Source organism: Streptomyces sp. NBC_00306, assembly GCF_036169555.1.
In the GTDB taxonomy this organism is placed as follows: Bacteria; Actinomycetota; Actinomycetes; order Streptomycetales; family Streptomycetaceae; genus Streptomyces; species Streptomyces achmelvichensis.
Map to the genome: position 1 here is coordinate 6,371,348 of NZ_CP108032.1, position 22,463 is coordinate 6,393,810.

23 protein-coding genes and 1 pseudogene are annotated in these 22,463 nt (G+C 70.1%); 10 read left to right on the plus strand and 14 right to left on the minus strand.

Going from position 1 to position 22,463, the window contains the following annotated elements; translation table 11 throughout:
- Nucleotides 1-67 precede the first annotated feature (67 nt).
- The 4 genes and pseudogenes from OHA05_RS28340 (at nt 68) to mgt (ending at nt 4,362) form a co-directional block, all read left to right on the plus strand.
- On the plus strand, nt 68-970 hold the full coding sequence (locus OHA05_RS28340; RefSeq protein WP_328862066.1) for a carbohydrate ABC transporter permease: 903 nt from the start codon (nt 68-70) through the stop codon (nt 968-970).
- Nucleotides 967-1,809: a carbohydrate ABC transporter permease gene (locus OHA05_RS28345; RefSeq protein ID WP_328862067.1), complete on the plus strand. Its 843-nt coding sequence runs from the start codon at nt 967-969 to the stop codon at nt 1,807-1,809. The genes OHA05_RS28340 and OHA05_RS28345 overlap by 4 nt, the downstream gene beginning before the upstream one ends.
- Nucleotides 1,809-3,104: an ABC transporter substrate-binding protein gene (locus OHA05_RS28350; protein WP_328862068.1), complete on the plus strand. Its 1,296-nt coding sequence runs from the start codon at nt 1,809-1,811 to the stop codon at nt 3,102-3,104. The genes OHA05_RS28345 and OHA05_RS28350 overlap by 1 nt, the downstream gene beginning before the upstream one ends.
- Before the next feature lie 15 nt (nt 3,105-3,119).
- Nucleotides 3,120-4,362, plus strand: a pseudogene (mgt, locus tag OHA05_RS28355) (macrolide-inactivating glycosyltransferase).
- A gap of 881 nt (nt 4,363-5,243) precedes the next feature.
- On the opposite strand, the gene OHA05_RS28360 reads toward mgt, so the two are convergent.
- Nucleotides 5,244-7,508 carry an MMPL family transporter gene (locus tag OHA05_RS28360; protein ID WP_328862070.1) on the minus strand — a complete coding sequence of 755 codons (2,265 nt, stop codon included), beginning with the start codon at nt 7,506-7,508 and terminating at the stop codon, nt 5,244-5,246.
- Between the two features lie 366 nt (nt 7,509-7,874).
- Between OHA05_RS28360 and OHA05_RS28365 the strand changes: the two genes are divergently transcribed.
- Together OHA05_RS28365 and OHA05_RS28370 are read left to right on the plus strand one after the other, a co-directional pair.
- On the plus strand, nt 7,875-9,074 hold the full coding sequence (locus tag OHA05_RS28365; protein ID WP_328862071.1) for a S8 family peptidase: 1,200 nt from the start codon (nt 7,875-7,877) through the stop codon (nt 9,072-9,074).
- A gap of 77 nt (nt 9,075-9,151) precedes the next feature.
- Nucleotides 9,152-9,700: a DUF1697 domain-containing protein gene (locus OHA05_RS28370; RefSeq protein WP_328862072.1), complete on the plus strand. Its 549-nt coding sequence runs from the start codon at nt 9,152-9,154 to the stop codon at nt 9,698-9,700.
- 15 nt (nt 9,701-9,715) lie between these two features.
- On the opposite strand, the gene OHA05_RS28375 is transcribed toward OHA05_RS28370, so the two are convergent.
- Nucleotides 9,716-9,907, minus strand: a complete 192-nt coding sequence (locus OHA05_RS28375) for a DUF4236 domain-containing protein (protein ID WP_313943461.1) — start codon at nt 9,905-9,907, stop codon at nt 9,716-9,718.
- A gap of 118 nt (nt 9,908-10,025) precedes the next feature.
- Here OHA05_RS28375 and OHA05_RS28380 point away from each other — a divergent pair, with 118 nt between their 5' ends.
- The 4 genes from OHA05_RS28380 to OHA05_RS28395 all read left to right on the plus strand — a co-directional run bounded on the left by OHA05_RS28380 (nt 10,026) and on the right by OHA05_RS28395 (nt 12,329).
- Nucleotides 10,026-11,060 (plus strand): ketopantoate reductase family protein, encoded by a 1,035-nt coding sequence (locus OHA05_RS28380; protein ID WP_328862073.1) that lies wholly within the window; start codon nt 10,026-10,028, stop codon nt 11,058-11,060.
- A gap of 9 nt (nt 11,061-11,069) precedes the next feature.
- Nucleotides 11,070-11,642: a TIGR03086 family metal-binding protein gene (locus OHA05_RS28385; protein ID WP_328862074.1), complete on the plus strand. Its 573-nt coding sequence runs from the start codon at nt 11,070-11,072 to the stop codon at nt 11,640-11,642.
- A gap of 236 nt (nt 11,643-11,878) precedes the next feature.
- Nucleotides 11,879-12,130 carry a DUF6400 family protein gene (locus OHA05_RS28390; protein ID WP_313943458.1) on the plus strand — a complete coding sequence of 84 codons (252 nt, stop codon included), beginning with the start codon at nt 11,879-11,881 and terminating at the stop codon, nt 12,128-12,130.
- Nucleotides 12,117-12,329 (plus strand): hypothetical protein, encoded by a 213-nt coding sequence (locus OHA05_RS28395; protein WP_313943457.1) that lies wholly within the window; start codon nt 12,117-12,119, stop codon nt 12,327-12,329. The genes OHA05_RS28390 and OHA05_RS28395 overlap by 14 nt, the downstream gene beginning before the upstream one ends.
- A gap of 58 nt (nt 12,330-12,387) precedes the next feature.
- Here the strand turns inward: OHA05_RS28395 and OHA05_RS28400 are convergent, their stop codons facing one another.
- The 12 genes from OHA05_RS28400 to OHA05_RS28450 form a co-directional block, all read right to left on the minus strand.
- Nucleotides 12,388-13,134 (minus strand): sirohydrochlorin chelatase, encoded by a 747-nt coding sequence (locus tag OHA05_RS28400; protein WP_328862075.1) that lies wholly within the window; start codon nt 13,132-13,134, stop codon nt 12,388-12,390.
- A gap of 8 nt (nt 13,135-13,142) precedes the next feature.
- On the minus strand, nt 13,143-14,036 hold the full coding sequence (locus tag OHA05_RS28405) for an ABC transporter permease (RefSeq protein WP_313943455.1): 894 nt from the start codon (nt 14,034-14,036) through the stop codon (nt 13,143-13,145).
- On the minus strand, nt 14,023-14,817 hold the full coding sequence (locus OHA05_RS28410) for an ABC transporter ATP-binding protein (protein WP_313943454.1): 795 nt from the start codon (nt 14,815-14,817) through the stop codon (nt 14,023-14,025). The genes OHA05_RS28405 and OHA05_RS28410 overlap by 14 nt, the downstream gene beginning before the upstream one ends.
- 34 nt (nt 14,818-14,851) lie before the next feature.
- Nucleotides 14,852-15,961 carry an aliphatic sulfonate ABC transporter substrate-binding protein gene (locus OHA05_RS28415; protein ID WP_313943452.1) on the minus strand — a complete coding sequence of 370 codons (1,110 nt, stop codon included), beginning with the start codon at nt 15,959-15,961 and terminating at the stop codon, nt 14,852-14,854.
- Between the two features lie 207 nt (nt 15,962-16,168).
- Complete coding sequence (locus OHA05_RS28420) at nt 16,169-17,512, minus strand: sulfate adenylyltransferase subunit 1 (protein WP_313943451.1); 1,344 nt, start codon at nt 17,510-17,512, stop codon at nt 16,169-16,171.
- Between the two features lie 2 nt (nt 17,513-17,514).
- On the minus strand, nt 17,515-18,453 hold the full coding sequence (gene cysD, locus OHA05_RS28425; protein ID WP_313943450.1) for a sulfate adenylyltransferase subunit CysD: 939 nt from the start codon (nt 18,451-18,453) through the stop codon (nt 17,515-17,517).
- Entirely contained in the window at nt 18,450-18,983 is a 534-nt protein-coding gene (gene cysC / locus OHA05_RS28430) for an adenylyl-sulfate kinase (protein WP_391837403.1), read from the minus strand. Before cysC ends, cysD begins: the two co-directional genes overlap by 4 nt.
- A 32-nt stretch (nt 18,984-19,015) precedes the next feature.
- Nucleotides 19,016-19,711, minus strand: coding sequence for a phosphoadenylyl-sulfate reductase (locus OHA05_RS28435; RefSeq protein WP_328862076.1), 696 nt, complete (start codon nt 19,709-19,711; stop codon nt 19,016-19,018).
- Nucleotides 19,708-19,887 (minus strand): hypothetical protein, encoded by a 180-nt coding sequence (locus OHA05_RS28440; RefSeq protein WP_313943447.1) that lies wholly within the window; start codon nt 19,885-19,887, stop codon nt 19,708-19,710. The genes OHA05_RS28435 and OHA05_RS28440 overlap by 4 nt, the downstream gene beginning before the upstream one ends.
- Nucleotides 19,884-21,581, minus strand: coding sequence for a nitrite/sulfite reductase (locus tag OHA05_RS28445; RefSeq protein WP_328862077.1), 1,698 nt, complete (start codon nt 21,579-21,581; stop codon nt 19,884-19,886). Before OHA05_RS28445 ends, OHA05_RS28440 begins: the two co-directional genes overlap by 4 nt.
- 114 nt (nt 21,582-21,695) lie before the next feature.
- The gene (locus OHA05_RS38285; protein ID WP_351448512.1) at nt 21,696-21,779 is read right to left on the minus strand and encodes a putative leader peptide; all 84 of its coding nucleotides are present in this window, start codon (nt 21,777-21,779) and stop codon (nt 21,696-21,698) included.
- 95 nt (nt 21,780-21,874) lie between these two features.
- Entirely contained in the window at nt 21,875-22,441 is a 567-nt protein-coding gene (locus OHA05_RS28450) for a GNAT family N-acetyltransferase (protein WP_313943445.1), read from the minus strand.
- Between the last annotated feature and the right edge of the window lie 22 nt (nt 22,442-22,463).

Below are 22,463 nucleotides of genomic sequence, written 5' to 3' on the forward strand. Positions count from 1 at the left end.
AGCACGATGACGGGGGCCGCCAGGGCGGCCGGACCAGCAGGACCAGCCGCCCGAAGGAGTCGATTCCGTGACATCGGCGACCGCAGCGCCGCGGTCCGCGCGCAGGACGGACCATGGAGCCTGGTTCCTGGTCCTCCCGGCGCTGATCCCCATACTGGTGCTCAGCGTGGGGCCGCTGCTCTACGGCATCTCGCTGGCGTTCACGGACTCCCAGGCCGGACGCACCGAGCCGACCCAGTGGATCGGCACCCTCAACTTCCAGGACCTGCTCCACGACACGCTGTTCTGGGACTCCTTCAGAATCGGCCTGCTGTGGGCGGTCGGCGTGACGGTGCCGCAGTTCGTGCTGGCGCTCGGTCTCGCGCTGCTGCTGAACCAGCAGCTCCGGCTGCGCTGGCTGGCCCGCGCCCTCGCGATCATTCCCTGGGCGATGCCCGAGGTGGTCGTCGGCATCATGTGGCGTCTCGTCTACAACCCCGACGCGGGCATCCTCAACGAGACGATCCGCGATCTGGGACTCGGCGACGGACGCGACTGGCTGACCGGGCTGGCCACCGCCCTGCCCGCCGTGATCGTCGTCGGCATCTGGGCGGGCATGCCGCAGACCACCGTGGCCCTGCTCGCCGGACTGCAGAACACACCGCACGAACTGCACGAGGCAGCCGCCCTCGACGGCGCGGGCGCCTGGCGCCGGTTCCGCACGGTCACCTGGCCGGCGTTGAAGCCCATCGCCCTCGCGATCACCGCGCTCAACTTCATCTGGAACTTCAACTCGTTCGCGCTGGTGTACGTGCTCACCAACGGCGGGCCCGGAGGGCGCACCCGCCTCCCCATGCTCTTCGCCTACGAAGAGGCCTTCCACTACGGACAGTTCGGCTACGCCGCCGCCATGGGCTGTGTGATGGTCGCGGTCATCTCCGTGATGCTCGCCCTCTATCTCGTGGGACGGCTCAAGGGAGGGGACGAGTGACCACGCTCCGTACCGGCAGGGCCGGCCGCGCGGGACAGTACGCCGCACTGGCCTGCTACCTCGTCTTTCTGGCCTTTCCCTTCCTCTGGCTGATCTCCACGGCCTTCAAGCCGCCGCGGGAACTGGGCTCGCTCCACCCCACCTGGATCCCCGAGAACCCGACGCTCGACAACTTCCGTCAGGCTTTCGACGAACAGCCCCTGCTCCAGGCGGCCGGGAACAGCCTGATCGCCGCGGTGTCCGCCTCCGTGATCGCGGTGCTGATCGCGACCCCGATGGCGTACGTCATGGCCCGCAACCGCAGCAAGCTCTCCACGGCCGCCACCGGGTGGGTGGTGGTCAGCCAGGCGTTCCCGTTCGTCCTGGTGATCATTCCGCTGTTCCTGATCCTCAAGAACCTGCATCTGATCAACACCCTCGCCGGGCTGATCATGGTGTACGTCGTGTGGGCGCTGCCGTTCGCGCTCTGGATGCTCGTCGGATACGTACGGGCCGTGCCGCGCGAGCTGGAGGAAGCCGCGGCCGTCGACGGTGCGGGCCGGCTGCGCACGCTGGTGTCGGTCACCGCCCCTCTCCTGGCGCCGGGCATCGTCGCCACCGCGCTGTTCGCGTTCATCACCGCATGGAACGAGTTCTTCTTCGCGCTCGTCCTGCTCAAGACCCCGGAGAAGCAGACCTTGCCGGTCGTCCTGACGCACTTCCTCGGCGCGGAGGGGGCCGCCGATCTCGGGCCGCTCGCCGCCGCGGCGTTCCTCGCCACGCTTCCCTCGCTCGTCCTCTTCGCGGTCATCCAGAAGCGGATCACCGGCGGCATGCTGGCCGGGGCGGTGAAGTCCTGATGCGGGCGCGGACGCTGGCCGCCGCGGCCACGGTGCTGGCCCTGCTGCTGACCGGCTGCTCGGACGGCGACGACGGGCGGACGGACGGGACCGTCAGGCTGCGGTTCCAGTCCCTCGCCTGGCAGAAGGAGTCCGTCGACGCGAACAAGGAGCTCGTCGCGGAGTGGAACAGAACCCATCCCGGTGTGCAGGTCGACTATGTTCAGGGCAGCTGGGACAGCGTCCACGACCAGTTGCTGACCTCGTTCGAGGGCGGTGAGGCGCCGGACATCATCCATGACGCGTCCGACGACCTCGCCGACTTCGCGTACGGCGGCTATCTCGCCGACCTGACCGGCCTCCTGCCCCAGCGGCTGAAGGACGACATCCCCCGGCAGAGCTGGGAGACGGCCACCTTCGACGGGAAGACCTACGGCGTCCCCTTCCTCCAGGAACCACGGGTCCTGATCGCCAACAAGAAGATCCTCGACGCCTCGGGGGTCAGGGTCCCGACGGCCGCGCATCCGTGGAGCTGGGCCGAGTTCCGTGAGGTCACCAAGACGCTGACGGCCGCGCTGGGCAAGGGGAGGTACGGCGTCGCCTGGCCGCTCAAGGAGCCGGTCTCCGTCACCCTCAACCTCGGGCTGTCGGCGGGCGGGCGGCTCTTCCACCGGGGCGACGACGGCAGGGTCACCGTCCGGTTCACGGACGCCGACGGGGTGATGCCCGGGACGGTCCACGACCAGGTCAACACCGACCGGAGTGCCGCGCGGACCACGCTCGGCATGAGCGGCTCGGACACGCTGCCCGGTCTCTTCGGTGGTAAGTACGCGATGGTGCCGCTGGGCTTCTCCTTCCGGCAGCAGGTCGTGCAGCAGGCGCCGAAGGGCTTCGAGTGGACGGTGTTGCCGGCTCCCGCCGGTAAGGAGGGGAACGCGCAGGGCGTCAGTCCGCAGACCCTGTCGGTTGCGCAGGACAGTCCCTATAAGAAGGAGGCGGCCGCGTTCATCGACTTCATGCTCCGGCCGCCGAACATGGTGCGGCTCGCGCAGGGGGACTGGATGCTGCCGACCGGCACACGCGCGCTCGCGGATCCGGCGCTGCACACCCCGAAGGACGGCTGGTCGACCGGCGCCGAGCTCGCGCGGAGTCTGCGGTCCGCCCCGGCGCAGTCGGTCCGCGGCTATCCGGAGTGGAAGGACAAGGTGGCGACGCCCGCACTCCAGGAGTACTACAGCGGTGCCATCGACCGGAAGGAGCTGGAGAAGCGGCTGGAGAGGGACGGCAATCTGGTGCTCGCGCGCTATCAGCGCTGACGCGGCAGGGAGCTCTTGTTGCACGAGACGTCTCGTCTCGTTTACGCTCGGTCCCATGACCGAACGACAGCGTGCCCATATCGCCATGTTCTCCATCGCCGCCCCCGGGCATGTGAACCCGAGCATCGAGGTCGTCCGGGAACTGGTCGCACGCGGCCACCGCGTCAGCTACGCGATCCCCGCCTCGTACGCCGACCGCGTCGCCGCGACGGGAGCGACGCCCGTCGTCTACACCTCGACCCTGCCCACGGAGGACGAACCGGAGGCGTGGGGGACCGAACTCATCGACAACATCGAGCCCTTCCTCCACGACGCGATCCAGGTGCTGCCCCAGCTGGCGGAGGCCTTCGACGGCGACGAGCCGGACCTCGTGATCCACGACATCACCTCCTACCCGGCGCGCGTCCTCGCCCACCGCTGGGGCGTGCCCGCCGTCTCGCTCTCCCCGAACCTCGTCGCCTGGGAGGGATACGAGGAAGAAGTGGCCGAGCCGATGTTCGCGGAACTCAAGGCGTCCGAGCGCGGCCGGGCGTACTACGCGCGCTTCAGCGGGTGGCTCGCGGAGAACGGGCTCGCCGACCGTGACCCCGACGCCTTCGTCGGCCGCCCGGCGCGGTCGATCGTCCTGATCCCCAGGGCACTTCAGCCGAACGCCGACCGGGTCGACGCGTCCGTCCACACCTTCGTCGGCGCATGCCAGGGCGAGCGCAAGGACCAGGGGGAGTGGCAGCGGCCGGCCGGCGCGGAGAAGGTGCTGCTCGTCTCGCTGGGCTCGGCCTTCACCAAGGTCCCCGCGTTCTACCGCGAGTGCGTGAAGGCCTTCGGAGGGCTGCCGGGCTGGCACGTGGTGCTCCAGATCGGCCGCTACGTCGAGGAGTCGGAGCTCGGGGACGTACCGCCGAACATCGAGGTGCGCTCATGGGTGCCGCAACTGGCGGTGCTGCGCGAGGCGGACGCGTTCATCACGCACGCGGGAGCGGGCGGCAGCCAGGAGGGCCTGGCGACGGCAACCCCAATGGTCGCGGTGCCGCAGGCGGTCGACCAGTTCGGCAACGCGGACATGCTGGTGGGACTGGGAGTGGCACGCCGTCTGGACTCGACGACGGCGACGGCGGAGGACCTGCGGGAGGCGGTGCTGTCGCTGACCTCGGACCCGGAGGTGGCCCGCCGGCTGACGGAGATCGGGGCGGGGATGGCGGCGGAGGGCGGCACACCGCGCGCGGCGGACCTGATCGAGGCGGAGCTGCCGCGGGTGTGAGCGGGGCCGAGCTTGCTCGGGTGTGAGCGGGGTGGAGCTGCCGCGGACATGGGGCGATCGCCGGACGGGCTTCGGGAGGAAGCTGGTCCGGCGATCGAGGACGCGGGTCGGGGTGCTTGCCGCAGGGGCGATTTGTCAGAGGCGGTGCACCGAGAGCTTCGCCTCAGGGGCGGTGCCGTGGCCCGGGTTGGGACCCGCGCCCGGACTCGGGGCCGTGCCCCCGGACTCAGGGCCGTGCCCGGGTCCGTATCCGCGCCCGAGTTGGGGCCCGCGCCCGGACTCGAGGCCGAGTCCCCGGCTCAGGGCCGCGCCCGGGTTGGGGGCCGTGCCCCCGGTTGGGAGCCGTGCGCGGGTCCGTACCCGTACCCGAGTTGGGACCCGCGTCCGGACTCGGGGACGTTCCTCGGCTCAGGGCCGGGCCCGGGTTCGGAGCTGCGTCCGGACTCGGGGCCGAGCCCGCGGCTTCAGGGCCGAGCCCCCGGCTCAGGGCCGAGCCGGGGTCCGTACCGCCGCCCGGGTTGGGACCCGCGCCCGAGTTGGGGCCCGGGCCCCGGTTGAGGGCCGTGCCCGGCTCGGGGCTGTGCCCGGGGCCGTACCCGCGCCCCGGGCCCGTATCCGCGCCCCGGGTCCGTACCCGCGCCCCGGGTCCGTACCCGCGCCCGGACCCGCGCCCGGGTCGGGGACCCGCGCCCCGGACTCGGACCCCCGCCCCGGACTCGGGGCCGAGCCCCCCGGGGTTCGGGTGCTCCAGTCCCGAGCCGCGCACACGGCTTCGTCAACAAGGTTCGAGGCCGAGCCGCCGTGGTTCGGGCACCTCGGTCCGGACCCGCGTATCCCGTCCGGACCCGCGTACACCCGAGCTCGCCCCGGACCCACGGCTCCTACACGGCTACCGGCGCACCGCGACCGTCGTCGTCATGGCCCCGCACCCCCGCTCCCGCCTCCACCGGAACCACCGGCTCGTCGTGCGTCATGTCCGGCAGCCACCGGAGCCACTTCGGGAAGTACCAGTTCTTCTCACCCAGCAGTGCCATCACCGCCGGCAGCAGCACTCCGCGGATGATCGTCGCGTCGATCAGCACCGCTGCCGCCAGGCCCACGCCCATCTGCTTCATCGACTGCATCGACAGCGTCCCGAAGATGGCGAACACCGCCACCATGATGACCGCCGCGCTCGTCACCACTCCCGCGGTCGTGACCACGCCGTGCGTGATCGCGTCGCGTGTGCTCCGGCCCTGCATCTTCGCCTCGCGGATCCGCGACACCACGAACACGTGGTAGTCCATCGAGAGCCCGAACAGGATCACGAAGAGGAACAGCGGCAGCCAGGAGATGATCGCGCCCACACCCTCGGCGCCCACCAGCGACGCGCCCCAGCCGTGCTGGAAGACCGCGGTCAGGATTCCGTACGCCGCGCCCACCGACAGCAGGTTGAGCGCGATCGAGGTGACCGCGATCGTCAGCGACCGGAACGACAGCAGCATCAGGATGAAGGCGAACACCACCACGAAGGCGAAGACCGGTGCGACGGACCCCGTGAGCTGGTCGTTGAAGTCCTTCGAGCCGGCGACCTGGCCGCTGATCGGCGCCTCGAGGCCGTCGACCGCGCCCAGCGTGGCGGGCCGGACCTCCTCGCGCAGGATGCCCAGGCTCTTCTCCGCCTTCTCCTGGTCGGAACCGCCGACCAGCGGGACGTAGATGAAGGCGATGTTCTCGGCGTCGTGCGTGACGACCTCGACCGGGCCCCTGGACGCGCCCGAACTCACCGCCTGCGCACGGAAGTCGGCGATGGCCGACTTCACGGGCGCCGCGTTGATGTCGTCCGCCTTGATGACGACCTCCGCCGGGTCGGCGCCGCCGGGGAAGGCCTCGTTGACCCGTTCGTACGTCGCCACGATCGGCACCGAGTCGCCGAACTCCTGGTCCAGCGTGAGGTTCTGGGTCTTCATCCCGATCGCGGGCAGGGCGATGGCCACCAGTGCGCCCGCGGCGACCACGAGAGAGATCATCGGCCGCTTGAGCACACCGCCGAGGACCGCGGTCCACAGCCGGCTCTCGCCGTTCGTGCCGCGCTTGGCCCGGTTGAGGAACGGAATGCGCCCCTTTTCCACCCGCTCGCCGAGCAGGGACAGCAGCGCGGGAAGGACGGTCACCGAGCCGGCCATCGCCACGGCCACCACGATCAGCGAGGCGAGACCCATGGACTCGAACTCACCGATGCCCGTGAACAGCATGCCCGCCATGGCCACGCACACCGTCACACCGGAGACGATGACGGCCCGGCCGCTGGTCGCCGCGGCGATCTGCATCGCGGTGTGCGCGTCACGCCCCGCGGCCCTCTCCTCGCGCTCACGGCGCAGATAGAAGAGGCAGTAGTCGACGCCGACCGCGAGACCGACCAGCAGCATCACCGAGTTCGCCGTCTCGCTCATCGGCATGACATGGCTGACGACACCCATCAGACCCATCGTCGCCATGATGGCGGTGATGGCGAGCGCGACGGGCAGCAGGGCCGCCACCAGCGCGCCGAAGGCGATCAGCAGAATGCCGAGCGCGACCGGCACGGCGGAGAGTTCGGCCTGCTTGAAGTCGTCACCGAAGGCGTCGTCGAACGTCTTGTTCATACTGGCGCCGCCGATCTCCTCGATCCGCAGCTCCTGATGCTTGTCCTGCACGTCGGCAACGGCCTTCAGCACCGGCTCGATCCGCTCGCTCGCCGTCTCGGCCTCACCGCGCACATCGAACTGGACGAGCGCACTGCGCCCGTCCTTCGAAATGCTCCGGGTGGTGTACGGCGAGGTGACGCCGCTGACCTCACCGGTGGCGTTCACCGCCTTCATCACCGCGTCGACCGCCGACCGGAACTCGGCGTCGGTGGCCTTGAGAGAGCCGTTCCTCGACTGGAGGAGTACGGACTCGCTCGCGGGCTCGTCGACCCCGGCGTCCTCGGTGATCTTCGATGCCTGAGTGGTCTCCCCCTTCAACTGGTCGCTGTCCTTCAGTTCCACCGTGCCGGCGGCCGAGCCGGCCACCATGGCGACCAGGACGAACACCACCCAGATCCCCACCGCGGCCCATCGGTGCCGGGCGCTCCAGCCGCCTGCCCGCGCGGCGAGACCGCGCGGTCCTCTCCCTGCGTTCTCCATGACAGCTGCCCCCTTTTCCCGGACGCGAACACGGCGCCTGCGTCTCCGTTCTGACGCTAGGGGCACATTCAGGCCGTCTCCTCCTGCCCGGCGGTGACCCCGGGAGGCCGTCACCTCCTCCTTTCGGACCGGGTGCATCCCCGACAAGAAGGATCGAAGCCCCTTACATGTAAAGCCAGATGGGTCTGCTGCCCGATGTGGGAGGCCTTGGCCGGTTTCTTATTACGAAACCTTGTTGTCTAAGTCACAGCTGCATGAAGGTCTTGATCTGGGCGCGTCAATCGGTCAGGGTTTCGAACCAGCCCCCGGAGATCTTCCGGCCGAGGGCCAATCCCCCCACAAATGATGACGAGGAGACCCCTCTTCATGGCAGATCACAAGCGCACGAGCAGGATGAAGCTCACCGCTGCCATCACAGCTGTCGCGGCAGCGGCCGGAGTGACCGTGCTCGGCACGTCCTTCGCCGGTGCGGCAACTCCCGCCGAAGGCACGATATTCGGGGCCAACGCCGAAGGCGCGGTCGCCGGCAGCTACATCGTGATGCTGGACAAGAAGGCCGACAAGCAGGACCTGGCCACCGAGTACGGCGGCAAGCTCCAGCGCAACTACGGCTCCGCCATCAACGGCTTCTCCGCGAGCGGTCTCACGGAGACCGAGGCCAAGCGCCTCGCCGCCGACCCCGCGGTCGACAAGGTCGTGCAGAACAAGAAGTTCAGGGCCAACGCGACGCAGGACAACCCGCCGTCGTGGGGCCTGGACCGTGTCGACCAGACCGACACGGCGGGCGACAACAAGTTCACCTACCCCGACAGCGCGGGCGAGGGGGTGACGGCGTACGTGATCGACACCGGAGTCCGTGTCACGCACAAGGACTTCGAGGGCCGGGCGACCAGCGGCTTCGACGCGATCGACAACGACGACAACGCCGACGACGGCAACGGCCACGGCACGCATGTCGCCGGCACCATCGCCGGTGCGAGCCACGGTGTCGCCAAGAAGGCGAAGATCGTCGCCGTCCGGGTGCTCGACGACAACGGCTCCGGCACCACGGAGCAGGTCGTCGCGGGCATCGACTGGGTCACCAAGAACCACAAGGGCCCCTCCGTCGCCAACATGAGCCTCGGCGGCGGCGCGGACGAGGCGCTCGACGAGGCCGTCCGCAAGGCGGTCGCCGCCGGCGTCACCTTCGCGGTCGCGGCCGGCAACGAGTCCTCGGACGCTGGCCAGGGTTCGCCGTCACGGGTGACCGAGGCCATCACCGTCGCCTCCTCCACCAAGGAGGACGCACAGTCGGAGTTCTCCAACTTCGGCAAGGTCGTGGACATCTACGCCCCGGGCTCGGACATCACCTCGGCGTGGAACGACAGTGACGAGGGCACCAAGACGATCTCCGGCACCTCCATGGCGACGCCCCATGTCGTCGGTGCCGCGGCCGTCTACCTCGCAGGTCACCAGGACGCCACCCCGGAGCAGGTCGCCAAGGCCCTCACCGACGGTGCCACGGCCGACAAGGTCTCCAACCCGAGCGCCGGCACGCCCAACAAGCTGCTGAAGGTCGTCGAGTGACCGACGCCCACCCGCGCTGAACCGGCGGCCGCCGCGCCCTCCCCCACGGGGCGCGGCGGTCGCCTTAGGCTGTGCCGATGACCACGAGGTATGCGGCACTGCTGCGCGGGATCAATGTGGGCGGGCACAAGCGAGTTCCCATGGCCGAACTCCGTGCGCTCATCGAGGAGTTGGGCCATACGGCTGTCGCCACCCACCTCCAGAGCGGCAACGCCGTCTTCGACGCGGCCTCCGGCGACGAACAGTCCCTCGCGGTGGAACTGGAGCGAGGCATCGAGGACCGCTTCGGCTTCCGCGTCGACTGTCTCGTACGCGACGCCGCCTATCTGCGGGCGATTGCCGACAACTGCCCGTTCCCCGCGGCCGAGTTGGAGGGCAAGCAGCTCCACGTCACGTATCTCTCGGACCCCGTCGGCCCCGAACGGTTCGCGGAGATCGACCCGGCCGCCTTCGCCCCCGAGGAGTTCCGGATCGGCGACCGGGCGCTGTACCTCTACGCACCGAACGGGCTCGGGCGCTCCAAGCTCGCCGAGGCGCTCGGCAGGCCACGGTTCAGCCGGGGCATCGTCGCCACCACCCGCAACTGGAACACGGTCGTCAAGCTGGTCGAGCTGACACGGAGCTGACCCGCCCGGCGCGGATCAGTGCCGCCCGGAGTGCCGGCGCCAGCTGAAGCCGCCCGGCAGCCGCACCGACGCGCTGCGGTGCCCGTGGCTGTCCCGGGTGAGGTGGGCGCGACGCCCGCCGAGAGTCCAGGACCAGCCGTGCGAGCCGATGTTCAGGTGCAGCAGCTTGGGGATGATGGTGATCCGCTTGTGGTAATAGAACGACATGTCGGCCTCCTTCCCTCGATGGTGAACCGTCCGGGCCCCGTGGCCGTCACCGCCACGCCACGGTTGTGTCACCGCGGGCCCGTGCGAGATCCACTACGGCTGTGCGAGCCTCGTACGTATGCGCTACATCATCATCGGGGCAGGGGCGGTCGGCGGCACGATCGGCGGACGGCTGGCGGAGGCCGGCCATGAGGTGGTGCTCGTCGCGCGCGGCGCGCACCACGCGGCACTGCGGGACGGCGGACTGCGCCTGACCACGGCGGACGGCACCAGCACGCACCGGCTGCCGGTCGTCGACCGCGCCGACGCGGTGCGGCTGACGCCGGAGGACGTGCTGGTGCTCTCCGTGAAAACACAGGACAGCACGGCCGCGCTCGAGGACTGGGCCGCGCAGCCCGTGGACGGCGGCGGCACCGCGTCGGAGCGGCTGCCCCTGGTCTGCGCGCAGAACGGCGTGGAGAGCGAACGTCTCGCGCTGCGCCGGTTCCGCAGGGTCTACGGGATGTGCGTCTATCTGCCCGCCACCCATCTCGAACCGGCTGCCGTCTCCGCGTCCGGCCGGCCGCTGACCGGCGTTCTGCACATCGGCCGCTTCCCGGGCGGCACGGATGAGACCGCCCGGCGCGTCTCCGCCGACCTGGAGAAGTCGAACTTTCTCGCGCCGGTCGTCGCCGACGTCATGCGCTGGAAGTACGCGAAGCTCACCAGCAACCTCGCCAACGCCATCGAGGCCGCGACCGGCGTCCTCGCCGACGAGGCCGGAGTCGCCCTCGCCCGGCGTGTGATGGCGGAGGGCCGCGTGGTCCTCGCGGCCGCGGGCATCGAGGTGGCCGGTGAGGAGGAGCAGAAGGAGGTGCGGACCGACAAGATCCGCTTCGATCCCTTCGACGGTTCCAAGCGGCGCGGCGGCTCGTCCTGGCAGTCGCTCGACCGCGGCACGGGCACGATCGAGTCCGACTACCTCAACGGCGAGATCGCCCTGCTCGGCCGGCTGCACGGCGTACCGACCCCGGTCAACGACACCCTCCAGCGCGTTGCCAACAGCTTCGCCCGCGAGCGCCGGCCGGCCGGTTCGATGACGGTCGCCGAGCTGACCGCCCTGGTCGACGAGGCTGTCGCGATTCTTCAAGACCCGTCGGAGGCGTCGCCCTAGCGTCGAGGCATGAACAGCATTCACCCGCACCTGACGGCCTGTGCCGCCGAGGCCGCTCGTGTCGCCCGCGCCGTGAGCCCCGACCAGCTGACCATGCCGTCCGTCTGTGACGCCTGGACCGTACGGGACCTCGCCAACCATCTCGTCCTGTACTCCTCGCACGGACTGGAGCACCGCGCCCTGCGCGTCCAGCTGCCCGACGAGCTCGTGCGACGGGACTTCACCGCCGAGGCCGACTGGGCCGAGCAGTACGCGGCGCAGCTGGAGCGCGCACTGAAGGCCTGGTCGGTGCCGGAGGCCTGGGAGGGAGAGGTGGACCTCGGTTTCACCGTGATGCCCGCCTCGGAGATCGCCTCGCTCATCGTCAAGGAACTGGCTCTCCACGGCTGGGACCTGGCCCGGTCCACCGGCCAGGCGTTCAGCCTCCCGGAGGGGACGGGTGCGTTCGTACTCGCGGTCGTCGAGGAGCACGCCGAGGTCTACCGGCAGTACGACGGCTTCGCCGCCCCCGTTCCGACGGCCGGGGACGCCACGGCCTTCGAGCGGGCACTCGCGACGAGCGGCCGCGACCCACGGGGCTGAGGGCGCTGTCCCACCGGTGCGCGAGTGCGGCCGGGCGGCGCCCGCGGACCCTGTGGAGTCCCTCACACGACCCACCGTTTTCGGTGGCTTTTGCCCGGTATGTGAGGGTCGTGACTTCAGTGGGTCGACCGTCCGTTTCAGGTGGTGACGACCCCTTTGAGCTGACGCTTCCTCGGTTCGGATGCCCTTGATAGACACAGGGGGTTCGGTCAGCGACCCGGCGGGAGAAGCAAGGCATGATCCACGACCAGACTCCGGATCTCCACGAGTTCGAGATGGACCTGACCCGTGACGAGGTCCGGCGGCGCGCCGCGGTGCTCCGCGCACTCGGGGACGACTGGGACCCGGTGGCCGTGCTGGCGGGCGAGCAGGAGGCGTACCGACTGCTCTACTCGAACCTCGACGCCGAGCAGCAGGAGACCTACGACCGGCTGGTCGCGGCCGGCGTCCTTCCGGGAGGGGAGGGCGAGGGCCGTGCTGCCGCTTGATCCCACGGCCGACGCCGGACGACGGGCCTGGGTGCGGTGCCCGGGGTGCGCCGACCACCGGGACTGCGCCGTCTGCCTGGCCGGCCGCTCGTGCAGCACCCACTGGCGCTATCTGCTCTCCAGCCGGGGCAGCACACTCCAGCTCCAGTGCTCCAACTGCGCCCATCTGTGGGCTCATGAGACCGGATTCGGCGCCTGAGCGTGCTGATCGCTCGGCCCTCCAGCACCTGGGGCCGTACGACCCAGACGCTCCGCCGTCAGGCGGTGGCCGCGATCCGGTGCCCGACCCGCGCCTCGTCGTAGCGCTCCAGCAGCAGGCTGACCAGCTCGGGTGACGGGCCCAGCACATCCGCCAGGACATCCGCCCCGGCGGCCCCCTCCGCGATCCGGTCCGGCAGCCGGCCCGGCGCGATGACGTACGGGGCCACCGCGACGCGCGCGCAGCCGTCGGCCCGCAGGGAACGCACCGCGTCCTCGGTGCGGGGCAGTGATGCGGAGGCGAACGCAGGCCGCACGGCGCACCAACCGGTGTCCCGCAGCTCCCGCGCTACTTCTGCGATCACTGCGATCGCCTCCGGGTCCGTGGAGCCCGCCGAGGCCAGAACCAGCCCGGTCGAGCGCTTGTCGGCCGGGCCGAGCCCGGCCTCCCGCAGCCGCCGTTCCACCGCGGCCAGCAGCAGCGGCGAGGGGCCCAGCACCTCCGCCTGGTGCACCCGCAGCCGCGGCAGCCTCCCCGACGCCTCCCGCAGCACGGCGGGGATGTCGGACTTGGCGTGGAAGGCGCGGGTCAGCAGCAGCGGAAATGCCACGACCTCCTCCGTACCCTCCGCCGCCAGCCGCTCCAGGACCCGCGGCACCGACGGTGCGTTGAAGTCCAGGAAGCCCGTCTCGACCCGCAGCCCCGGCCGCCGGGCCCGTACCCGGTTCACCAGCGCATGGACGGTCGCGGCATGCCGCGGATCGCGGCTGCCGTGGGCGACGACGAGGAGTACGGGTCGGGACATGACGTCACTCAGCTCTTGACGAGGAGACCGCGGCCCCGCAGCACCGCGCGCTCCAGCGGACTGAAGATCAGCAGGTCGATGGCGATGCCGACGATCAGGATCAGAAGGATCGCCAGGAACACCCCGGGCATGTCGGAGTTGTTGCGGCCGTTCTCCAGCAACTGGCCGAGCCCGAGGCCCAGATCGGGCGACGAGGCGATGATCTCCGCGGCCATCAGCGAGCGCCAGGAGAAGGCCCAGCCCTGCTTGAGGCCGGCCACATAGCCCGGCAGCGCGGCCGGCATGACGATGTGCCAGGTGCCGCGCAGGCCCGTCGCTCCCATCGTCCGGCCCGCCCGCAGGAACAGCGGAGGCACCTGGTCGACGCCGGAGACGAGACCGTTGGCGATCGAGGGGACGGCTCCCAGCAGGATCACCGCGTACATCATCTGGTTGTTCAGCCCGAGCCAGATCACGGCCGGCGGCACCCAGGCCACCGACGGCAGCGACTGGAGACCCGACAGGATCGGGCCGATCGCCGCCCGGACGAACTTCACCCGGGCGACCAGCAGACCCAGCGGTGTGCCGATGGCGAGCGCCAGGAGGAAGCCGAGCAGACCGCGCGAGATGCTCGTCCACACGATCTCCAGCAGGCTGCCCTGGAGCCACAGGTCGGAGACGCTGGTCCAGACGGCGCCCGGCGCGGGCAGACTGCCCTCGTCGGTGACCTTCGCCCACACCAGCACCTGCCAGACCACGATCACCAGCGCGACGGCGGTGAGCGGCGGCAGCACCTTCTTGAGGAGCACCTCTCGCACCGGGGTGCGGTGCGACTGCACCGCGTCCAGTGCGTCCAGGCCGGCCTCGAGCCCGGCGAGGTCGTCGGACTTGGTGACCTTCGCGGTGGTCTCAGTGCTGGCCATGTCGGCGGATCTCCCCACGCAGTTGTTCAGTGATCTCGATCGACAGCTCCGCCACGGCGGCGTCCTCGATCCGGCGCGGCTGCGGGATGCCCACCGTCCACTCGCGGGCGATGCGCCCCGGACGGGAGGACAGCAGCACCACACGCTCGGCCAGCCGGACGGCCTCGCGGACGTTGTGGGTGACGAACAGCACGGACACGTTCGTCTCGCGCCAGATCCGGGTCAGCTCGTCGTGCAGCACGTCCCGGGTGATCGCGTCCAGCGCCGCGAACGGCTCGTCCATCAGCAGCAGTTGGCTGTCCTGCGCCAGCGCACGGGCCAGGGCGACACGCTGGCGCATACCGCCCGACAGCTCGTGCACCCGCTTGCCGTACGCGCCGCTGAGCCGGACGAGCTCCAGCAGCCGTTCGGCCTCCGTGCGCCGCTCGGCCTTGGCGACACCGCGCAGCCGCAGCGCGAGTTCGATGTTCTTCCCCGCGGTCAGCCACGGGAACAGCGCGTGCTCCTGGAACATCAGGGCCGGCCGCCCGCCGGGGGTCTCGATGGCCCCGGCGCTCGGCGCGTCCAGCCCGGCGACCAGATTGAGCAGCGTGGACTTGCCGCAGCCCGATGCCCCCAGGAGCGTGACGAACTCTCCCGGCGCGACATCGAGAGTGATGTCGTCCAGGACGAGCTGCTGTCCGGCAGGTCCTGCGAAGGACTTGGAGACATGCTCGAGACGGGCGGCGTGCCCGGCCGTCGTGCGCTCCTCGGCCTGGTCCTTGGTGAGGGTGCTGGCCATGGTCGTCACCTCCTGGGAACGTGGGCTTACGTGGTTACTTGACGCCGAGACCGGCGTCGGCGACCTCGGGCTTGCCCTCGGCCTTCAGGACCTTGTTCAGCGTCGTCAGGTCGTAGATGCCGTTCAGGTCCGGCTTCTCCAGCAGCCCCGCCTTCACCGCGTGGTCCGCCTGTGCCTGCAGCGTCGCTGCCAGCGGGTCGTCGATGAACTGCACGGACTTCCACGCCGGGTCGATGATGTCGGCGGGCAGATCCTTGCCGGTGAGCGCCTTCAGCTTGGCGTTGGCGGAGGCCTTCGCCTTGTCCGGGTTGGCGTTGATCCAGGCGTTCGTCTTCACCGTGCCGCGCAGCAGCGCCTCGACGACGTCCGGGTGCTCCTTGAGGAACTTCTGCGACACGATGATGTTCGTGATGACGAACTTCTTGTCGGGCCACAGGGCGGACTCGTCGAGCAGGACCTTGGCGCCCTGGCTGACCAGCTTGGACGCGGTCGGCTCCGGCACCCACGCGCCGTCCACGGAGCCGGACTTGTAGGCGTCCGGGGTGATCTTGTTGTCCGAACGGACCACGGAGACGTCGCCCTTGCCGCTCTGGGCGTCGACCTTCCAGCCCTTCTCCTTGATCCAGTTGAGGAAGGCCACGTCCTGCGTGTTGCCCAGCTGGGGAGTGGCGATCTTCTTGCCCTTGAGGTCGTCCAGGGTCTTGATCTTCTTGGGGTTGACCACCAGCTTCACACCGCCGGACGCGGACCCGCCGACGATCCGGAGGTTCTTGCCCTTGGACTTGGTGTAGGCGTTGATCGAGGGGGAGGGGCCGATGAAACCGATGTCGATCGCGCCCGCGTTCAGCGCCTCGATCTCGGACGGACCGGCGTTGAACGTCGTGGACTTGATCTGCGTCCCGCCCAGTTCCTTCTGGAGGAGGCCCTCCTGCTCGCCCACGAGGGCGGTGGCATGGGTCAGGTTCGGGAAGTAGCCGAGCTTCACGCTGTCGGCGGAGAGTTTCTTGCCGTTCGCGGCGGGAGCGACCTTGTCGTCCTTGTCGGCCTCGGAGCCGTATCCGCAGGAGGCGAGTGCGCCGATCAGCAACGGCAGTGCGGCGGCGGCGGCGATGCCGCGGCGCAGGGTGGTACGGGTGGCAGGCACGGGAGGTGTTCCTCTCGGAGGCCCGGCGGTCACGTCCTACGGAGCGTGGCCGGGAGGTCGACTGGTCTGTGTCTTCGTCTGTGGTGCAGCGTTCGGTGGTGCATTCGGGTCAGCGCGCACATCGCACGACACCCCCGGATCCCGCGCCGAGGGTGCCGCTGCCCACGCGGCCGCCCTCCTTCGCGAAGGTGGAGAAGACGTCGGTCATCAGAAGTCCCATTCGGCGTCGTCGTCGGCCGCCTGCACGGCCTCGGCGGTGGTGGCGAAGGAATCGCCCGCCATACCCGCGGCCAGCGTGGTGCCGTCGGCGGGGTCGATCAGCAGGAAGGATCCGGTACGCCGGGAGTGCGCGTACGAGTCGAGCGCGAGCGGTTCGGCGGTCCGCACCTTCACCAGCCCGATGTCGTTGGCGACCAGCTGCCCCGGGTTCGGGTGCTGGGAGAGGTCGTCGAGGGTGAGCCGCGAGGGGATCTCCTTGACGATCGCCTTGACCGTGCGGGTCGTGTGCTTCAGCAGCACGCGCCGGCCCACCGTCAGCGGCTGGTCCGCCACATGGCAGACCGTCGCCTCGATGTCCTGGGTGGTGGCCGGGGCGTCGTCGCTCGGCACGATGAGGTCGCCGCGCGAGATGTCGATGTCGTCCTCCAGCAGGAGGGTCACCGACTGAGGCGTCCAGGCGACGTCCACCGCGTTGCCGAGCAGATCGATCGCCGCGATCTTCGAGGTGCGACCCGCGGGGAGCACGGTCACCTGCTCGCCCACCCGGAAGGTGCCGGCGGCGATCTGGCCCGCGTAGCCTCGGTAGTCCGGGTGCTCGGCGGTCTGCGGACGGATCACGTACTGCACCGGCAGCCGCGCGTGGCAGCTCGTCAGATCATGGCTGACCGGCACCGTCTCCAGGTGCTCCAGCACGGTCGGGCCGCCGTACCAGTCCATGTTCGCGGACGGGTCGACCACATTGTCACCGGCGAGCGCCGAGATCGGGATCGCGGTGATCTCGGGCACGCCGAGGGAGGCCGCGTACGCGGTGAACTCCTCGGCGATGGCGGCGAAGACGGGCTCGGCGTAGTCGACGAGGTCCATCTTGTTCACCGCGAGGACGACGTGCGGAACGCGCAGCAGAGCGGCGACGGCGGCGTGCCGGCGGGTCTGCTCGACCACTCCGTTGCGCGCGTCGACCAGTACCACCGCGAGCTCGGCGGTCGACGCGCCGGTCACCATGTTGCGGGTGTACTGCACATGGCCCGGGGTGTCGGCGAGGATGAACCGCCTGCGCGCGGTGGCGAAGTAGCGGTACGCCACGTCGATGGTGATGCCCTGTTCCCGCTCGGCCCGCAGGCCGTCGGTGAGCAGCGCCAGGTCCGGCGTCTCCTGGCCGCGCGAGCGGGAGGCGTGCTCCACGGCCTCCAACTGGTCGGTGAGAACCGACTTGGAGTCGTGCAGCAGCCGTCCGACCAGCGTGGACTTGCCGTCGTCGACGGAGCCGGCGGTGGCGAAACGCAGCAGGGTGGTGGCCGAGATCCCGGCGAGCTGCCCGGTGGTGGTCGTCATGGCTAGAAGTACCCTTCGCGCTTGCGGTCTTCCATCGCGGCCTCGGACATCTTGTCGTCGGCACGGGTCGCGCCCCGCTCGGTGAGCCGGGAGGCGGCGATCTCGGCGATCACGGCATCGAGCGTGGTGGCGTCGGAGTCGACGGCGCCGGTGCAGGACATGTCGCCCACCGTGCGGTAGCGGATGAGCCGGGTCTCCACCGACTCGGACTCCTTGGGGCCGCCCCAGTCGCCGGCGGTCAGCCACATACCGCTGCGGGCGAACACCTCGCGCTCATGGGCGAAGTAGATCCCCGGCAGTTCGATCTTCTCGCGCTGGATGTACTGCCAGACGTCCAGCTCGGTCCAGTTGGAGAGCGGGAAGACCCGGACGTGCTCGCCCGGCGCGTGCCGGCCGTTGTACAGCTGCCACAGCTCGGGGCGCTGCCGGCGCGGGTCCCACTGCGAGAACTCGTCGCGCAGCGAGAAGACCCGCTCCTTGGCACGCGCCTTCTCCTCGTCGCGCCGCCCGCCGCCGAAGACCGCGTCGAAACGGTGCTGCTGGATCGCCTCGGTCAACGGGACGGTCTGCAACGGGTTGCGGGTGCCGTCGGGCCGCTCGCGCAGGGTGCCGGCGTCGATGTACTCCTGCACGGACGCGACGTGCAGACGCAGACCGTGCCGCTCGACCGTGCGGTCGCGGTACTCGATGACCTCGGGGAAGTTGTGCCCGGTGTCGACGTGCAGCAGCGTGAAGGGGACCGGGGCCGGCGCGAAGGCCTTGAGGGCGAGGTGCAGCATGACGATGGAGTCCTTGCCGCCGGAGAAGAGGATCACCGGCCGCTCGAACTCACCCGCCACCTCACGGAAGATGTGGACGGCCTCCGACTCCAGGGCGTCCAGGTGCGACAGCGCGTACGGGCTGTCGACGTCCCCGGTCGGATGGTTGACGCTCGTCGTCATGCCAGGCCCTTCTCGATGAGCAGCGCGTGCAGCGCCGCCGCGGACTGCTGAACGGTCTGGTTCTGCGACTCGATCCGCAGATCCGGGCTCGCCGGCTCCTCGTACGGGTCGTCGACGCCGGTGAGCCCGCTGATCTCGCCCGCCGCCTGCTTGGCGTAGAGGCCCTTCACATCGCGCTCGGAGCAGACGTCCACCGGGGTGGCGACATGCACCTCGACATAAGCGGTGCCCTCCGCCGCGTGCCGCTTGCGCACCGCCTCACGGCTGTCCGCGTACGGCGCGATCACCGGGACGAGAGCCGTGACGCCGTTGGACGCCAGCAGTTCGGCGACGAAGCCGATCCGCTGGACGTTGGTGTGGCGGTCCTCGCGGCTGAAGCCCAGGCCCGCCGAGAGGAACTCACGGATCTCGTCGCCGTCGAGCACCTCGGTGCGGTGCCCGTCGGCGCGCAGCCGTGCGGCGAGTTCGTAGGCGATCGTGGTCTTGCCGGCACTCGGCAGACCGGTGAGCCAGACAGTGGCCCCAGTCACGTGCTTCTCCCGCTGCTTCTCGTCGTCGTCCATCAGCCGTGCAGCCCGCACTCGGTCTTGCCGCGCCCTGCCCAGCGGCCGGCCCGTGCGTCCTCGCCCTCCAGCACCCGGCGGGTGCAGGGCGCGCAGCCGACGGAGGCGTAACCGTCCGTCAGCAGCGGGTTGGTGAGCACGCCGTGCTCGGCGACGTAGGCGTCCACGTCGTCCTGTGTCCAGCGGGCGATCGGCGAGACCTTGACCTTCTGCCGCTTCGCGTCCCAGCCGACGACCGGGGTGTTCGCCCGGGTCGGGGACTCGTCGCGGCGCAGCCCGGTCGCCCAGGCGTCGTACCCGGTCAGGCCCTCTTCCAGCGGCCTGACCTTGCGCAGCGCGCAGCACAGGTCAGGATTGCGGTCGTGCAGCTTCGGGCCGTACTCGGCGTCCTGCTCGGCCACCGACTGGCGGGGCGTGAGTGTGATGACGTTGACGTCCATCACGGCCTCGACGGCGTCCCGCGTGCCGATGGTCTCCTCGAAGTGGTAGCCCGTGTCGAGGAAGACGACGTCCACGCCCGGCAGGGCGCGGGAGGCGAGATGGGCGACGACCGCGTCCTCCATCGAGGAGGTGACGCAGAAGCGCGCCCCGAAGGTCTCGGTCGCCCACCTCAGGATGTCCAGGGCCGGCGCGTCCTCGAGCTCCCGCCCGGCCTGCTCGGCGAGCTCTTTGAGATGTGTCTGAGTCAGCGTCATATCTCGTCCCCTCCACCGTCGTTGCGCTGAAGTCCACGGGTCAGCAGCCCGAGGAACTTCAACTGGAAGGCCCGGTTGCATGCCGCGCATTCCCAGGCGCCGTGGCCCTGCTCGTTCGGACGCAGGTCCTCGTCGCCGCAGTAGGGGCAGTAGAACGGGGCGGCGCGCTCGCTCATGAGAGGGCCTCCTCGCTGGCACGCGCCGCCCAGGTGGCGAAGCGCTCGTCGTCCTCGCGCTCCGCCTCGAAGCGCTTGAGGACCCGCTCGACGTAGTCGGGCAGTTCGGCGGAGGTGACCTTCAGTCCGCGGACCTTGCGGCCGAAGCCGGGCTCCAGGCCGAGGGCGCCGCCGAGGTGCACCTGGAAGCCCTCCACCTGGTTGCCCTCGTCGTCCAGGACCAACTGCCCCTTGAGGCCGATGTCCGCGACCTGGATCCGGGCGCAGGCGTTGGGGCAGCCGTTGATGTTGATGGTGACCGGCTGGTCGAACTCGGGCATGCGCCGCTCGAGTTCGTCGATCAGCGAGGCGCCGCGCGCCTTCGTCTCGACGATCGCCAGCTTGCAGAACTCGATGCCGGTGCAGGCCATGGTGCCGCGCCGGAACGGCGAGGGGTTCACCCGCAGATCGAGCGCCTCCAGGCCGGACACGAGCGACTCGATCCGGTCCTCCTCGACGTCGAGCACGATCATCTTCTGCTCGACGGTGGTCCGCAGCCGGCCGGAGCCGTGCTCCGCGGCGACGTCCGCGATCTTGGTGAGGGTGGCGCCGTCGATGCGTCCGACGCGCGGGGCGAACCCGACGTAGAACCGGCCGTCCTGCTGCCGGTGCACCCCGACGTGGTCGCGCCACTGCTGTACGGGCTGCTCGGGCGCGGGGCCGTCGACGAGCTTGCGCTGCAGGTACTCGTCCTCCAGCACCTGACGGAACTTCTCCGGCCCCCAGTCGGCGACCAGGAACTTCAGCCGGGCGCGGGTGCGCAGCCGGCGGTAGCCGTAGTCCCGGAAGATCGAGATGACGCCCTCGTGGACGTCGGCCACCTCGTCCAGCGGCACCCAGGCGCCCAGCCGGACGCCGATCTTGGGGTTGGTGGAGAGTCCGCCGCCGACCCACAGGTCGAAACCGGGGCCGTGCTCGGGGTGGTTCACCCCGACGAAGGCGATGTCGTTGATCTCGTGCGCGACGTCCAGCAGCGGAGAGCCGGAGACCGCGGACTTGAACTTGCGGGGGAGGTTCGAGAAGGCCTTGTTGCCGATGATCCGGCGGTGGATCTCCTCGATGGCGGGCGTGCCGTCGATGATCTCGTCCTCGGCGATACCGGCGACGGGCGAGCCGAGGATCACGCGGGGGGTGTCACCGCAGGCCTCGGTCGTCGACAGGCCGACCCCTTCGAGGCGGCGCCAGATCTCCGGCATGTCCTCGATACGGATCCAGTGGTACTGCACGTTCTGCCGGTCGGTGAGATCGGCGGTGCCGCGTGCGAACTCCTCGGAGATCTCGCCGATCACCCGCAGCTGCTCGGTGGTCAGCCGTCCTCCGTCGATCCGGACGCGCAGCATGAAGTACTTGTCGTCCAGCTCCTCCGGCTCCAGGATCGCGGTCTTGCCGCCGTCGATGCCGGGCTTGCGCTGGGTGTAGAGACCCCACCAGCGCATGCGTCCGCGCAGGTCGGCGCCGTCGATGGAGTCGAAGCCGCGGTGGGCGTAGATCGTCTCAATGCGTGTCCGCACATTGAGACCGTCGTCGTCCTTCTTGGTCTGCTCGTTGGCGTTGAGCGGCGTCATGTGCCCAGCAGCCCACTGGCCCTCGCCGCGGTGACGTCCGGTCTTGCGACGCGACGCGGCGGGAGTGGGCTTTTCGGGGGTGGAGGCCATGGCTGTACGTCCTTCGAGACTGCAGGAGGGCGGCTCTGAGCTGCACACTCGCGCGGAGGCGCGTCGGTGCGCAGGGCGGTTGCTCGGTGGGGAATGCTCGGCTGTGCTGGTCTGTCAGCAGACCGGACAGATGGCGCTGGACATGCGGCCGAGGTCGACGTGCCGCCGACTCACCAAGGCAATTCCAGCTCGAGACATGACGGAAGCGTGTCACGCGGATCCGACGGCAGTCCACCATTATCCACGATGTGGACAAGGATGTCCCGGACTGTGAGACGTGTGCTGCCGGTCACTCAGCCGTGGGCGCCGGGCCAGGGGCCGGGCGTGACCGACTCCTGCTCCTCCTCCACCGTGGTGTCGAAGAGGGAGAAGCCGCGCCGCAGGTAGTTGTCCATGGCGTGCGGACCGTCCTTGGAGCAGGTGTGCAGCCAGACGCGCTTCGTCGGCGCGATGCCCGGCCGCCGTTCCGCCAGGTCCCAGGCCCTCGCCGTCGCGTACGACAGCAGATGCCCGCCGATGCCGCGCCCCCGGAACGCCGGGACGAGTCCGAAGTAGACGATCTCCACCGAGCCGCCGTCCTGGGCCTCCAGCTCCGCGTAGCCGGCCGGCGTGCCCCGGTCGTACGCCACCCAGGTCTCGGTACCCGGCCTGCCGAGCACCTCCTCCCACTGCGCGTACGTCATCGTGAGCCGGTCGGTCCACCGGATGTCGCCGCCGACGGCCGTGTACAGAAAACGGCTGAACTCGGGCGACGGCACCTCGGCGCGCACGATGCGCACGTCGTCCCCGGGGGCGGCCGCGGGCCGCAGATCGGAAGGGGAGGTCTGCTCCAGGTGCCAGGTGGTGACGGTGATGCTCATGAGCGCCAGGGAACCATGAGGG

Excerpts from the sequence above, each read along its gene's own strand:
- OHA05_RS28350 (WP_328862068.1), top strand. The coding sequence starts at position 1,809 with ATGCGGGCGCGGACGCTGGCCGCCGCGGCCACGGTGCTGGCCCTGCTG.
- OHA05_RS28360 (WP_328862070.1), bottom strand. The coding sequence starts at position 7,508 with ATGGAGAACGCAGGGAGAGGACCGCGCGGTCTCGCCGCGCGGGCAGGC.
- OHA05_RS28365 (WP_328862071.1), top strand. The coding sequence starts at position 7,875 with ATGGCAGATCACAAGCGCACGAGCAGGATGAAGCTCACCGCTGCCATC.
- OHA05_RS28370 (WP_328862072.1), top strand. The coding sequence starts at position 9,152 with ATGACCACGAGGTATGCGGCACTGCTGCGCGGGATCAATGTGGGCGGG.
- OHA05_RS28375 (WP_313943461.1), bottom strand. The coding sequence starts at position 9,907 with ATGTCGTTCTATTACCACAAGCGGATCACCATCATCCCCAAGCTGCTG.
- OHA05_RS28380 (WP_328862073.1), top strand. The coding sequence starts at position 10,026 with ATGCGCTACATCATCATCGGGGCAGGGGCGGTCGGCGGCACGATCGGC.
- OHA05_RS28385 (WP_328862074.1), top strand. The coding sequence starts at position 11,070 with ATGAACAGCATTCACCCGCACCTGACGGCCTGTGCCGCCGAGGCCGCT.
- OHA05_RS28390 (WP_313943458.1), top strand. The coding sequence starts at position 11,879 with ATGATCCACGACCAGACTCCGGATCTCCACGAGTTCGAGATGGACCTG.
- OHA05_RS28400 (WP_328862075.1), bottom strand. The coding sequence starts at position 13,134 with ATGTCCCGACCCGTACTCCTCGTCGTCGCCCACGGCAGCCGCGATCCG.
- OHA05_RS28405 (WP_313943455.1), bottom strand. The coding sequence starts at position 14,036 with ATGGCCAGCACTGAGACCACCGCGAAGGTCACCAAGTCCGACGACCTC.
- OHA05_RS28410 (WP_313943454.1), bottom strand. The coding sequence starts at position 14,817 with ATGGCCAGCACCCTCACCAAGGACCAGGCCGAGGAGCGCACGACGGCC.
- OHA05_RS28420 (WP_313943451.1), bottom strand. The coding sequence starts at position 17,512 with ATGACGACCACCACCGGGCAGCTCGCCGGGATCTCGGCCACCACCCTG.
- cysD (WP_313943450.1), bottom strand. The coding sequence starts at position 18,453 with ATGACGACGAGCGTCAACCATCCGACCGGGGACGTCGACAGCCCGTAC.
- OHA05_RS28435 (WP_328862076.1), bottom strand. The coding sequence starts at position 19,711 with ATGACGCTGACTCAGACACATCTCAAAGAGCTCGCCGAGCAGGCCGGG.
- OHA05_RS28440 (WP_313943447.1), bottom strand. The coding sequence starts at position 19,887 with ATGAGCGAGCGCGCCGCCCCGTTCTACTGCCCCTACTGCGGCGACGAG.
- OHA05_RS28445 (WP_328862077.1), bottom strand. The coding sequence starts at position 21,581 with ATGGCCTCCACCCCCGAAAAGCCCACTCCCGCCGCGTCGCGTCGCAAG.
- OHA05_RS38285 (WP_351448512.1), bottom strand. The coding sequence starts at position 21,779 with ATGTCTCGAGCTGGAATTGCCTTGGTGAGTCGGCGGCACGTCGACCTC.
- OHA05_RS28450 (WP_313943445.1), bottom strand. The coding sequence starts at position 22,441 with ATGAGCATCACCGTCACCACCTGGCACCTGGAGCAGACCTCCCCTTCC.